Raw genomic sequence first — 13664 nt, forward strand, 5'->3', positions numbered from 1 at the left:
GCTCACTCTCCGTTAGGATTTTTTCTCTTCTTTATGTGGGACACGGAACCTGTCCCTCTGTCCCAGTTGGACAAGGAATCTCTGCCCCTGAACATCTTTTTTAGTATCATTTGGGTGGCCCAGTTTGGAAGATAGGATTCGTATTCGATTTTATCTTCCATTACAATATGTTCAGATTTCTGAATGAATGTATGCGTATGCTTCCATTTTTTAAAAGGGAATGGTACGACTAAGGCTTCATCTATAAAGTAGGCATTTTCTTTGATGTCTTTAAATACTAATACCCACTTTACACGAAATATGAAAAAATGGAGCATTAGTGGCATTTTGCCACCTTTTTTGAAGACAGGATTTCTTTCAAATGTTACTTCAGGAAAACGAGTAATCTTTGAAAGGTTCTTAGGATTACTGTAGAATCCCCATACGGTTTCCATGTTATGTTGAAAAGTTGTAAAGTGTTTGTAAGTTCCTTTAAACACTGCACCACTCCTTTAGTTACCAATATAAACCTTTTCCTAAATGTTAACGCTTCTCTTATAAAAAGGACACCTAAACTGGTGTCCTTTTTGTGAAAATTTTTTATAAAAGATGTGCGGAAAAACCGGTCCGTAACAAAGTGAAAAGGAGTCCAGAACCTGGACTCCCTTTTATTATGCGTACATCTCTTGTCTTTTCTTTTGTACATCCTGATCTTCTAAGAACTCATCATACGTAACTTGTTTGTCGATAAGTCCTTTAGGTGTTACTTCGATAATGCGGTTAGCAATGGTTTGAACGAACTGATGGTCATGAGATGTGAAAAGAATAGATCCCTTAAAGTTAATTAAACCATTATTTAATGCTGTGATTGATTCAAGGTCTAAGTGGTTTGTTGGTTCATCTAGAACTAACACGTTAGAACCACTTAGCATCATTTTAGAAAGCATACAACGAACCTTTTCTCCCCCAGATAAGACAGATGCTTTTTTCAAAACTTCTTCTCCAGAGAATAGCATACGTCCTAAGAATCCTCTTAAGAAGCTTTCACTATCGTCTTTCGGAGAGAATTGACGAAGCCAGTCTACTAGGTTTAAGTCCGTTTCAAAGTACTTCGAGTTGTCCTTTGGAAAATAAGCTTGAGAAGTTGTAACTCCCCACTTAAATGAACCACTATCAGGCTCCATTTCACCCATAAGGATTTTGAAAAGAGTTGTAATCGCGATTTCATTTTTTCCAACAAAGGCAATTTTGTCTTCCTTATTCATGATGAAGCTTACGTTATCTAATACTTTTTCTCCATCAATGGTCTTCGAAATATTTTCAACACGTAAAAGGTCATTACCGATTTCACGATCCATGCCGAAGTGCACATATGGATATTTTCTAGAAGATGGTTTGATATCGTCTAGTGTAATCTTATCCAGTAGCTTTTTACGTGAAGTGGCTTGTTTGGACTTAGATGCATTTGCACTAAATCGCGCAATAAAGTTTTGAAGCTCTTTGATTTTTTCTTCTTTTTTCTTATTCGCATCTTGAGCCATTCTTTGCGCAAGTTGGCTAGATTCATACCAGAAGTCATAGTTACCCACGTAAACTTGAATCTTTCCAAAATCAAGATCCGCCATGTGTGTACATACCTTGTTTAGGAAGTGACGGTCATGGGATACTACAATAACTGTGTTCTCAAAGTTAATTAGGAATTCTTCTAACCAGCGAATGGCTTGAATGTCTAAGTGGTTCGTTGGCTCATCCAGTAAAAGAATATCTGGTTTACCAAATAAAGCTTGTGCTAATAATACTTTCACTTTTTCAGAACCTGTTAAGTCCGCCATTTTTTTGTCATGAAGCTCTTCCCCGATTCCAAGACCTTTTAGTAAAATGGCAGCCTCAGATTCTGCTTCCCAACCATTTAGTTCAGCAAATTCACCTTCAAGCTCAGCTGCTTTAATTCCATCTTCATCTGTAAAATCTGCTTTCATGTAGATTGCGTCTTTTTCTTGCATCACTTGGTACAAACGCTCATGTCCCATGATGACAGTCTTAATCACTTCATGTTCTTCGTACTCAAAGTGGTTCTGCTTTAGGACAGCTAAACGCTCACCTGGTGTAATGGCAACATGACCAGATTGAGGCTCAATTTCTCCTGATAAAATTTTAATGAAAGTGGACTTCCCTGCACCGTTTGCACCAATTAAACCGTAGCAATTCCCCGGTGTAAATTTAATATTAACGTCTTCAAATAATTTACGATCACCATATCGAAGACCAACGTTACTAACTGATATCATTTGTTTTATTCTCCTTCATCATTAACATAAATCTAAAACCGATTGTACCACAGAATTGTGTTATTTCCTTATTGGAACTTATATCTGCTGGAATTTATTTTAAATTGAAACATCTAACATACTACTCTTGTCAAAAAATGATACTTTTAATCCTTTCCTAGTCGAAAATTTCTCAATTGTCGGTATGACTTCGAGTTCTGAATTCACTTGGCTGAGTTCCGAATTCCTAGCCGGAACTTCTGAATTCACTTGGCTGAGTTCCGAATTCCTAGCCGAAACTTCTGAATTCACTTGGCTGAGTTCCGAATTATTAGCCGGAACTTTTGATTTAACTATCGCTCACAGTCTTTGGTGACCAATTTCTTTTTAATCACCAAAAAAGGGCATCATACACCACCAATGATTGCCCTCATTACTGTTAATATGACTTTTTTGGTCATCATTGGCTATCTATGACCACCATTTTTAAACTAATCAAACCAAAATGGTAACCATACGGCCCCATTGATGCCCTATTTCTCACCCAACTACTGAACTTTCCCTCTCGCATCCACCTTCCAAACATCAACGACAACACCATTTTGATGAACCACATACTCCTCAAACTGATTCGCTACCGTACAGGCGTGATTAGGGATCACCAAGACTTTGTCATTCAAGGAAAGGCTAGTCTCTCCATTAACAATCGCCACCCCATGCTCTTCTGACAATCTCTCAATTGTAAGCTCGGGGTGCCCCACAACATGACCGAATCCAGAAACACTTTGATTACCATGAGCTCCTTTATCTAAACAAAGAGATTTGCTACCTGTATCTAATACCACTCTTGAACCTTGGTATACTCCTACCACTGAAGCCAGCAAAGTTAACGCGCACTTATCAAATGAAGTCACGCCAAGCCCAACTTGAATCGCGTCGAAAAATGCAGCATTCCCTGGCCTAACTTCAGTAATCCCTTTCACCTGACCGGCAATTTTATAGGTAGGTGTGGAACCAACACTTCTTACCGGAATAGGAATCCCTTCCTTTTCACAAGCTTCTGCGCTTTCCACAACCATCCTTGCTTCTTGAAGCCCAATTTGTTCAATCTCTTCTATACTTTTAGCTCCATAAGAATGTCCAGCGTGTGTAAAAATACCACCTAATTTTAGACTGGCACTATTCACCACTTTTCTCGCTAACTGAACCACTTCGTCACCTGGTTCCACCCCACAGCGATTTAGTCCTGAATTCACTTTAATCCATACCTGGAGAGTATAAGAGGTCTGCTCAAAAAAGGCGTCCAGCCACTCGACTTGTTGTACATGATCAACCGAAATCTTTAAATCTACCCCATCCTCCATTAAGCCAATGAGCCGTTTCATTTTCATTTCACTTGAGATGGGGTACGCAATGAGGATATCTTTCATCCCCCCAGCGGCCATGACCTCAGCTTCCCCAATTTTGGCTGTTGTCACCCCAACTGCTCCCGCTTCTAACTGTAACTTGGCAATTTCTATTGATTTGTGTGTTTTAATATGTGGACGTAACGAAATCCCTTGCATCTTAGCAAACGCAGCCATTTCATTAATATTTTCTTTCAATTTATCGATATCAAGCAATAATGTTGGAGTATCCAAATGATAGATAGACTTTCCCTTTCGATCCATGTTCTCCGCTCCCCTTTGTTCATGATCTTTTAAACATCATATCACGTTTAAAAAAACACACTCCATCTTTGAAGTGTGTTTTATCATTAACTATTCAAACGCTCAATTAAATCATGTAGTTTTTCCAAGGATTCTATATTTTTATTACACTTGGTACTGTCTTGGCAAATGTAATTTCCGCGTCTCACAAAAGTATCTAGGGTTGAACCTTTAGTTTGAGAAACAAAAAGCCCGACTTCTTCATGTTTATTACAAAGCGTACAAATGCCCTTTTGGCTGGACGCTTTAAACGTACCATGTAAACCAATCAGTTTGTCTTGATAGTTCGTCACAATATATTTACGACCTGACCCTTTATCGTACCAACCGAGATACGTGGTTTCCTTCCAATCTATCTCCTCCAAGTTGGGAAGCTTCAGTTTTTTCGCCTTTGGAAATAGCTTTTTCAGCGTTTGTTCGGATACGTCTTGGAAAGGAATAACCAATGGCTTTATCAAAAAAAGAAACTCGTCCGCATCCATTCTCTCTTTAATGCTCTCGAATCGCTCCAGCTCTTCTCTTTGCTCTTCTGTGATATTTGGAAACAGGTTAATGACCCGCTCCTTGGTTAAGGTTCGTAAAGCATTCAACACTCTTACATCACTTGAAGTGGAATGACCGTTCACTAAGATATTTGCCTGGTTTTTTATAAAATTAAATTCATAACTCTGAATAAAAGGTTCCATTTTTTTCAACTCCTACGATGTCAATAAAGCAACCATTCTCTTCCAACTTTAAAAGATATGGATTCAGAATTCAATGTAGAAAATCAGTAAGAAACAAATTATACATAAAAAGCACCAACATCTATGACTAGACTATCGGTGCTTTCCTCATTATTTTGTATACACAATTTTCTTTATTGTCTCCCTAGAAAGGAAATGCTTGCTCGCTAATTGATCGATGGAAACGCCACTTTGGAATGCCTTTTTTATGGATCGGTTCCTTTCATCAATCGCCTTCCTCCCTCCTGATTTTGTACCCCATTTTTCATAGGTACTTTCAGGTTTCGGAATATATAGGGTTTCCCCCTGCACATATTTTTGAACTTCCTTCAGTACAGATGCTGGTAGGATCGCTGTTGCATTTACATATTTCATGGTAGCCCGCTCCTTATTCTTTTTCTGCTAAAAATAAGGGCAAAGCCTATTTAGAACTGGGCGATATTACGGTTTTAGCCCCATGCAAAGTATCGCCTTTCCTATAGGCTTTGCATGAGTTCGTCCAGTGTCTGGCAATCCAACAAAGTTTGCCATTTCAACACCTCCTAAAATGCAGGCTATTTATCAATCACAAAACCAATTTTACCAAAATTTTGGGAGTCCCGTAAATATTCAAACGCCTCTTTATACTGAGAAAGTTCGAAACTCCGATCGAGCTCTGGTTTAATCTGATGTTCTTCGATAAAGCTGAGCATCTCCTGAAATTCTTCGTGACTTCCCATTGTGGAACCTAATAGGTTAAACTGACCGTAGAAAAACTGACGGATATCAATTGTGACTTCATCCTCCGTTGTAGCACCAAATGTGACAACTGTTCCGCCTTTTCTTATGATATTCAGTGATTTATTCATGGTTGCCCTACCAATACTTTCGATGAGCAAATCTATCGTTTCACCCTTTAATTCCTCGTTCCAATTCGATTCTGTTGGAATGGCCACATCTGCACCAAGCTCTAAAGCCTTTTGTCTTTTTTCTTCACTTCTGGAAGTGACAATCACTCTAGCACCGGCTGCTTTTGCAAATTTTAAAATAAATGTGAGAACACCACTGCCAATCCCCGGTAACATAACCGTATCTCCGCTCTTTACCTTTCCTCTTGTAAAAAGAGCTCTATACGCGGTTAAAGCAGCTAATGGTAGGACACCCGCTTCCTCCCAACTTAAATGTTCTGGCTTTTTCTCTACAATATCTTCAGGAACTACTATGTATTCTGCAAATGTACCGTGGTCAGGCAAACAAAGAATCTCAAAGCCTTCCGGTGGAGCATCACTTTTTTCCTGCCATCCGATTGCCGCACTAATAACCACTTCATCGCCTACGGAAAACTTTTGTGCACCTTCTCCAACTTCTGCAATTACACCGGCACCGTCAGATCCCATGATGAGAGGTGGTTGGTCGGCTTTGTGTCTGTTTGGAATCATCAAATCCCGACGGTTCATACCGGCTGCCTTGATTTTTATCTTTACCATATTCGGTTCGACAACCGGTTCTTCAAAATCTCGGTATGTAACACCTTCGAGGCCTTCTATGCCTTCATGAACAATTGCTTTCATTAACTTGGTACCTCCTCTAATGCTCGCTTTAGATGACTAGCAAAAACAGCAAGCTTCTCTTGATCCGATACATCTTCTTCAAATAATGGGACTTTAATAAGCGTTTGCTTTTTGAATGTGTCATCAATCTGTTGTAAATAGTCCTGTTCTTGATTTCTACGTTTGGCTAGAAATGCCCCATCTGCATAATCTGGTAACACTTTATTTACGATGAGTGTACGAATATGCAAATGGTACGTATCAAGTTGTTTAATCGCCTTCTCCGTTTCTAAAATAGGGAGTCTTTCTGGAATTAATACAAATGTAAATCCAGTCATAGATCCATCAAGAATAATCTCCCGAACTGCAGCGAACTTGTCTTTCCGTTTTTGTAACACCTCATATATCGGGTCTTCAACTGGCTCACCGTCATTCAATAGCTGTGAGTAATTATTATTGATCTTCTTTCTTCTTTCAATGAGACCGTCAATCCATACACCCATTAGCTCTGGTAAGGACAGCAATCGAATCGTGTGTCCAGTTGGAGCCGTATCAAATATAATTTTATCAAACTTCCCTTTCTCTTCTAAAATGATAGATACGATTCGGTCAAAGAGAGCTGCTTCATCCGCACCAGGAGATGCGCTAGCCATATCAATTTGACGATGAACTTCCGCGACCATTTCAGATTTCACGAGTCCTTTTAAGTTTTCCTTAACAGAATCAATATACCGTTTAGATTCTTGAACTGGGTTAATCTCAATCCCCCATAGGTTCTCACTCAACTTCGTCTGTTCATTCCCCACTTTTTGATGAAAAATATCGCCTAGGTTATGTGCAGGGTCTGTTGAAACTATTAGTGTTTTTTCTCCAGACTTAGAAAAAGCTAAGGCAAGGGCTGCTGAGGATGTAGACTTTCCCACTCCCCCTTTTCCACCGACAAATATGATACTTTTATTGATTAGTTGATTCATTGTATCCATCCTTTCTAACAGCAGCGGAATCCGCTTAATGGAGATTTTTCCATCCCCATTCGAATGTGCCAATCATGAAATTTTTCAATAATATATGGGTAGAGCTCAAGGGTATAGTAGAAAGCTGGATTTGGAATTCCCAGCATATCGGAGTATACAAGCAGGAGAAAAAGATCGTCTTCATCCCGTAGCTCTCTTGCTACCTCGGAATCGTGTTGAAGACTGATTATGTCATCGTAAAGCTCAACGAGTCGTTTCAATGAGAATTTTTTTGTTGAATCCATTTTGTGCACCTCTGCTAGTTTAATAGAGGGAAAGCCGCGCAAATATACAGCTTTGCGCGGCTCACCTTTTACCCTCACCTTTTGTAGTGAGTTTTTTATGCGTCAATCGAAATGTTACCATCGTCCTTCTTGGTTAAAGAAGAAACTGCTGTGAGTAAAATCCAGAAAGCGAATACTAGAATAATCGCTCCGAATGAGAATAACAGCCAGCTCGTATTAGACCCGCCAAATGGCGACCACTCTGTTAATACCTGGTCAATCATGGCCCATAAGGTCATGACCATCAGGAAGACCATCGGGATAAACGCAGGCATGTAGTTTCTTCCTTGGCGTTTTAACCAAATAGCGATAAGTAATAAACTGATTCCCGCTAGTAACTGGTTAGATGTTCCGAATAATGGCCAGAGTAGGTAACCACCTGAACCGAAGCCTTTTGGTCCTTGTGGAAGTAACGTTAAAGCCGCACTGGAAACAACAGCCACAGTTGTTGCAGCATGTTTTGAAGTAATGGCTTTAAAATTGTATTCTTCTCCTAGTTCCGCGATAATGTATCTCATTAAACGTACAGAAGAGTCAAGCGTTGTAGCAGCAAAGCTTACTACGATAACAGAAACAATCGTACTTGCTACTACTGCAGGAATTCCGATACCTTCTGCTAACTGACCTGCCCCTTTAATAAAGGTCCCTAGCCCTGCATTACTTGCATTGCCAAAGCTGGAGTAAACCGCTTTAAAGTCGTCGGCAGATGGGAAGAACGTAACAACTGCAATTATTGCAATAAGAGCAAGTACCCCTTCACCAATCGCTCCTAAATAACCAACAAATCGAGCATCTGTTTCTTTATCCAACTGTTTAGAAGAGGTCCCCGAAGACACGAGACCATGGAATCCTGAGATCGCACCACAAGCAATTGTAATGAATAGTAGTGGGAACCAAGAAGCATCCGTTGCATCTGGGTTCGTCATTGGTGCTGTCACTTCAGGGTTCGTGAACAGTAATCCTAAGTAAAGGATGGCTAAACCAACCACTAGCTGGTGAGAGTTAATGTAGTCTCTCGGTTGTAGTAGCTTCCAAACTGGTAAAGTCGAAGCTATGTAGACATAAATCATCAATACAATGATCCAGAAGAAGAAAGCTAGAGATGTAGCAGACATTCCAAATAGTCCAGTAGCTCCTTCTCCTCCAAAGAACTCGACCATATTGATTTGTAGTGGTTTTACATAACTAGCTACTACCGCTGAAGCGTACATAATAGCTAATACAATTATAGAAGGTAAAAGCATACTTCCTTGTTTCTTATACACTCTGAATCCAATCCAAATCGCTAGTGGAATTTGAATGAATACAGCTACCACGCTTGCCGGGAATGAAATAAATAAATTCGCAATAACCCAAGCAAACACGGCGTTTACCATTAACACTAAAAGTAAAATGATAAATAAGAACAAGATTTTTGCTCTTTGGCCAATTAACTTATTAGCTAATGTACCGATGGATTGACCTTTGTTACGAGCTGATACAACTAATGTTCCGAAGTCATGAACACCCGCTGCAAAAACCGTCCCTAACGTCACCCATAATAATGCTGGTAGCCAGCCCCAATACACGGCAATTGCTGGCCCTAAGATAGGTGCAGCACCGGCAACAGATGTAAAGTGGTGTCCCCACAATACCAATTTGTTTGTAGGTACAAAGTCCACCCCATCCTTATACTTGTGAGCGGGGGTCACATAGTTTGGATCAAGTTTGTAAATTTTTTCAGCAAGAAATTTTGAATAAAAGCGATAACCTAAGATGAAAACGACGGTACCAAAAATGGCTAAATAAATACCTTGCATAGGCTCCCTCCTTTTTTTCGCGGCATGTATATGTATCCGCTTCCACTACTGATTATACGCTTTGTCCTCTCATCTATTCAATAATTATTCAGATAAATTTAAATATTTGTAATAATATCGACAACTTTTTCTCGACAAATGCGCGGTATCACTCGAAATTTGTCGAAATCGCATAGTATTGTGACCCCATTTCCTCTTCCATTATATGTTCAGGTATGATTCTTTCCGTATCGTTACCCTATTAGCAGCTGACCCATCCCATTTTCGATAAAAATCTCTCCCTACACCTAATCTCTTGCCATGTTTGTCCACCTCCGCGCATAAAGTTTTACCAGGAGGTGAATGTATGTACACATCTATATCTGTTATGAAATTATTACGTTATGGAGTTGGTTATGTTTTTATTGTCTCTGGGCTTATGAAGTTACTTAGTACGGATTTGAGTGGATACTTTATGAGTTTAGGCATTCCCTACCCTCGTGAGGTGATGTACGTAGTTGCCATAACGGAGGTTCTTTGCGGCGGACTGATTGTACTAGACAAATGGGTGAAACGAGCTTCCATCCCCTTACTCATTATTATGGTCGGAGCCATACTGTTAACGAAAGTTCCGACCCTACATACCGGAATTCTTCAATTTGCATTTGATGCTAGACTAGATGTCGTGATGATCATCTTATTGTTTATCCTATATAATCGCCATGCAAAATAAAAACAGGAGGACTAGTATCTGCTAGCCCTCCTTTTCCATTTCTTCTCTTTTACTAGGAATATATTTTTCAATTTTTAAAAATACCCATTGCAACGCTAAACCTTGAATGACAATTCCCAAAATTGAAGTTCCTGTCAACATCCAGACCATCCATGCCTTTTCAATAGCATAGACTTGGTGACCAAAGAAAAATAAATGTCCCACTATGACATACAAAGCATCGAAATAGGATTCAATTGATACTTCGGCAAAGTAGACTATAAAGGATTCGATGGCTAACAAAGCAATCACAATGGAAACCACTAATGTCATAGAACGATAGCTTAATTTTTCAATATAAGGAGTGACATAGTATTTTGTAATGGTTTTGATTCTAAATAGATATATCACCCTTACGATTCTGGCAACTTGAAAGAATTGGCCAAATGGGATGATGGCAAGAACTAAGAACGGATTTTGTTTCAGAAATGTCCATTTATTGTTTGATGCCCATAATCGGATGATAAAATCCACAACAAATACGAACCAAACAATCCAGTTAATCGTAGAATTATAGGTCTCTTCTGTCCAAATCGTCATGATTGTTAGCATGACTAGGAGGATCATAATCCCCTCATAGATGGTTTTCATGAATGGCTTCATTATTGTACCCTCCACTTTCTCACTACTATTATATAAGTGAATGGGAGGGAGTGACTACCACCTGCCAACTATTTACCTATCACAACTTCCATTATTCATACTTAGAAAAGTCTATAAACCCATTATACAATACGTAAACTCCCATACAGACTGCTGTTGCTACGTACCCCCAGCCGAGCGTAATTTGTTCTATAAGCAGATAGTTATTACAGAATTGTTCATTGGCTACAATATAGAGCCAGCCAATTCCTAAAAATAAAAGGATAAAGACATACAGAACGAGGTTTTGACCTCTTTCGCTCATTTTTTTCCAACTGTCTCTTAGTGGAATCCCTGCTAAGAATGGTAAGCTAATAAACTTAAAAACCTCTACAGCCTGGACCGTGAGTGCCTCGTCCATTGTTCTAGGAATCATCCAATAGATTGAAATGATTATAAATAACAAGATTCCAGGGTGGCCATTTTGATTCCATGTTCTAAAGAAATTAGGAAATCTTTTTAGAAAATACCCTGCCATTAGGAAACCTGAGAAAACCAATAAAGGCATTTGCATATGCATATGAACAATCATAATGGATTCTAGTAGGTTCGCCACTGGAGGAATCGCTAATATGAAAAGGAGGATGAGTCCGTAAGTCAGTTGTCTCATGGGGTTATTCCTCCTCCTTTAACATACTTTCTATTTTTTTCGTTGCTTCTTCAATATTTGTATAATCCATTATTTCGGCTAACCTTCCATTTTTACCAACCAAATAAAAAGCGGAGTTATGCGCGAAATTCCCGTAGCCATCCGGTATAACAATGACTCCGAATGCCTCAAGCAACAAGTCTAGTTCCTTTTGATTGGGGATTCGAGCCATTCTCCACGTCTCCCCATCGCTATTAAAATAATCTTTATACTTATTCAAGACAGTAGGTGAGTCTCTTGTTGGATCAAAGCTAATGCTGAGAAAAATGATATCCTCACCAAGGTGCTCGTCTGGAAGGCTCTCATAAACTTGAGCCATATTCATCTCAAGTCTCGGACACACAGTCGTACAAGCTGTATAAATAAAGGTAATGAACACATATTTGTCCTTGAACTCTGTGAATGAATACACACGTCCTTCGGTGTCTTCGAGGGTGACTTTTGGAAACAGAGGCTTTTCTTCCATTAGTTGATTCACTCTTGCTGTTTCTGCTGTATAGGCGGTGAAGCCATCCGTCCCTATATAAAACAAGGTGACTCCAAAAAGGGATACGAGTATGGTTGCAATGAAGGTTTGACGATTCTTAAACATAGGGTCACTTCCCTGTATGAGGAATTTTAAAGAGATAGCTGTTTCTGGCAGCTATCTCTTTTTTTCACCAAGTTTTAAAAGGTGGTGAACCCGGTGGTGCGTTTACCATAAATTCTGTAAGTGGAATGACGTATGCCATAGATACTAGAAGGATCATGATGACAATCCACAAGCCCCAACGTTCTGTCCAGTAAGGTGTCTTCGTTGCGTTTTCTTCTTCTTCGGCTATCGGAAACTCTGTTGTTCCTTTTGGTGCAAAGAACATCATATGGAAAACAGCATATACCTGGATAACGACACCGATGATTAGTAAGGTTCCCCCTACTGCTAAGAACATTAAGTATGGGTCCCACCCTAATGCAGTTGCATGATCTCCGTACGTTGTATAAGAAGTTCTTCTTGGTGAACCAAGTAAACCGACCCAGTGCATGGCCCCTGACATAAATATCATCCCAAGGGTCCAGATAATAGTTTGAATGATACCTAACTTATTGATTTTTGGTGTTAATACTCGTTTGGATACGTAAGGAACTAACCAATAACTAATTCCAAAGAACGTCATCACTACTGACATTCCGAGCGTTAAGTGGAAGTGTCCAACGATCCACATCGTGTTATGGACAACTTGGTTTAATTGGTTCGTACTTTGAACAATTCCGCCTGCACCAGCTGGAATAAAAGCAGCCATTGCGATGAACGGTGCTAAGAAACGAACGTCGCCCCATGGTAGTTTTTTTAACCATCCGAAAACGCCTTTCCCGCCTTTTCTTCTCCCTGTCTTTTCAAAGACTGCGAACATAGCATATGCAGTCATTAAAGATGGGAAACCAATCGCTAAACTCATGAAAACGTGCATGAATTTAACAGACTCTGAGATTCCTGGATCAATGATTTGGTGGTGGAATCCACCTGTAATGTTCATAACCACTAATGCAATGACAACCACACGTGTTAACAAATCACTCCAACGTCGTCCCCCAATTATTTTTGGAACGATGACATACCACGCAGACACCGCGGTTAAATACCAGATATTTACGAGGGTATGCCCGAATGCCCAGAAGAGTGTCCGAGATACCATGACATTGATGGTTTCTACCCATCCGAGTGACCATGGAATAATAGTTAACACTTCGATAGCCACTGGGATACTTCCGAAGAAAAGAAGTACAAATACACCAGTTGCAAAGAAAGCAAGGATTGGTAGATGCTGACCTTTGTTGTTTTTTCTCCAATGGGCTACGTTGATAAATGCTCCAAAAGCAAGCATCCATACCCCTAATACGATAAATACGAGTCCGATATAAAACATAGGATGGGCTGCCATTGGTGGATAAAAGGTATACATGACTGAGGCTTCATTTAAGATGATTGGAATAACCGCTAATACAAATCCAAACATCTTCATCCAAAAGCCAATCCAAGCCATTTTCCGGACCTTCGGCAATAGCCCTCCTAATGTGTGAGAAAGCCCTGCATAGAAATATCCAATCGTGAAAAAAGCTGATAGTACAACGACTAATAGGAGGCCGTGTGCAGTTAAAACCTGATAATAATTAAGCCAAGTAGGTAATTCTAATAGTCCAGCTCGATTTAACCCTTGCAGTAATCCAAGAATTCCACCAAGTAATAGAGCTAGAAATGCAACAGATAGATAGGATTTCGTGATTCGTGCATCCTCTAGGTTAACTCCCATTAGTTGATTCGCTTTTACTTTTATAGATT

14 protein-coding genes are annotated in these 13664 nt (G+C 39.6%); 1 reads left to right on the forward strand and 13 read right to left on the reverse strand.

Going from position 1 to position 13664, the window contains the following annotated elements; genetic code table 11:
• Positions 1 to 2 precede the first annotated feature (2 nt).
• The 9 genes from ABDZ91_RS17845 to ABDZ91_RS17885 form a co-directional block, all read right to left on the reverse strand.
• Positions 3 to 479, reverse strand: coding sequence for a hypothetical protein (locus ABDZ91_RS17845; protein WP_343801942.1), 477 nt, complete (start codon positions 477 to 479; stop codon positions 3 to 5).
• Positions 480 to 650: 171 nt separating this feature from the next.
• Complete coding sequence (locus ABDZ91_RS17850; protein WP_343801945.1) at positions 651 to 2267, reverse strand: ABC-F family ATP-binding cassette domain-containing protein; 1617 nt, start codon at positions 2265 to 2267, stop codon at positions 651 to 653.
• Between the two features lie 527 nt (positions 2268 to 2794).
• Complete coding sequence (locus ABDZ91_RS17855) at positions 2795 to 3916, reverse strand: D-TA family PLP-dependent enzyme (RefSeq protein ID WP_343801948.1); 1122 nt, start codon at positions 3914 to 3916, stop codon at positions 2795 to 2797.
• A gap of 86 nt (positions 3917 to 4002) precedes the next feature.
• Positions 4003 to 4641, reverse strand: coding sequence for a FusB/FusC family EF-G-binding protein (locus tag ABDZ91_RS17860; RefSeq protein ID WP_343801951.1), 639 nt, complete (start codon positions 4639 to 4641; stop codon positions 4003 to 4005).
• Positions 4642 to 4791: 150 nt separating this feature from the next.
• On the reverse strand, positions 4792 to 5055 hold the full coding sequence (locus tag ABDZ91_RS17865; RefSeq protein WP_343801954.1) for a CD3324 family protein: 264 nt from the start codon (positions 5053 to 5055) through the stop codon (positions 4792 to 4794).
• 179 nt (positions 5056 to 5234) lie between these two features.
• Positions 5235 to 6230 (reverse strand): zinc-binding dehydrogenase, encoded by a 996-nt coding sequence (locus ABDZ91_RS17870; RefSeq protein WP_343801957.1) that lies wholly within the window; start codon positions 6228 to 6230, stop codon positions 5235 to 5237.
• Entirely contained in the window at positions 6230 to 7183 is a 954-nt protein-coding gene (locus ABDZ91_RS17875; RefSeq protein WP_343801960.1) for an ArsA family ATPase, read from the reverse strand. Before ABDZ91_RS17875 ends, ABDZ91_RS17870 begins: the two co-directional genes overlap by 1 nt.
• 14 nt (positions 7184 to 7197) lie before the next feature.
• A complete protein-coding gene (locus ABDZ91_RS17880; RefSeq protein ID WP_343801963.1) occupies positions 7198 to 7467 on the reverse strand; it encodes a cory-CC-star protein in 270 nt (89 codons plus the stop codon).
• Between the two features lie 95 nt (positions 7468 to 7562).
• Positions 7563 to 9305, reverse strand: a complete 1743-nt coding sequence (locus ABDZ91_RS17885) for a carbon starvation CstA family protein (protein WP_343801966.1) — start codon at positions 9303 to 9305, stop codon at positions 7563 to 7565.
• A 346-nt stretch (positions 9306 to 9651) separates the two neighbouring features.
• Here ABDZ91_RS17885 and ABDZ91_RS17890 point away from each other — a divergent pair, with 346 nt between their 5' ends.
• Positions 9652 to 10017: a DoxX family protein gene (locus ABDZ91_RS17890; protein ID WP_343801968.1), complete on the forward strand. Its 366-nt coding sequence runs from the start codon at positions 9652 to 9654 to the stop codon at positions 10015 to 10017.
• Between the two features lie 21 nt (positions 10018 to 10038).
• On the opposite strand, the gene ABDZ91_RS17895 is transcribed toward ABDZ91_RS17890, so the two are convergent.
• The 4 genes from ABDZ91_RS17895 to ABDZ91_RS17910 form a co-directional block, all read right to left on the reverse strand.
• Positions 10039 to 10659 (reverse strand): transporter, encoded by a 621-nt coding sequence (locus ABDZ91_RS17895; RefSeq protein ID WP_343801970.1) that lies wholly within the window; start codon positions 10657 to 10659, stop codon positions 10039 to 10041.
• 91 nt (positions 10660 to 10750) lie between these two features.
• Positions 10751 to 11308 carry a hypothetical protein gene (locus ABDZ91_RS17900; RefSeq protein WP_343801973.1) on the reverse strand — a complete coding sequence of 186 codons (558 nt, stop codon included), beginning with the start codon at positions 11306 to 11308 and terminating at the stop codon, positions 10751 to 10753.
• Between the two features lie 4 nt (positions 11309 to 11312).
• The gene (locus ABDZ91_RS17905) at positions 11313 to 11939 is read right to left on the reverse strand and encodes an SCO family protein (RefSeq protein WP_343801976.1); all 627 of its coding nucleotides are present in this window, start codon (positions 11937 to 11939) and stop codon (positions 11313 to 11315) included.
• A gap of 64 nt (positions 11940 to 12003) precedes the next feature.
• Positions 12004 to 13635 carry a cbb3-type cytochrome c oxidase subunit I gene (locus ABDZ91_RS17910; protein WP_343802110.1) on the reverse strand — a complete coding sequence of 544 codons (1632 nt, stop codon included), beginning with the start codon at positions 13633 to 13635 and terminating at the stop codon, positions 12004 to 12006.
• Between the last annotated feature and the right edge of the window lie 29 nt (positions 13636 to 13664).

Source organism: Bacillus carboniphilus (assembly GCF_039522365.1).
Lineage (GTDB): Bacteria > Bacillota > Bacilli > Bacillales > JC228 > Bacillus_BF > Bacillus_BF carboniphilus.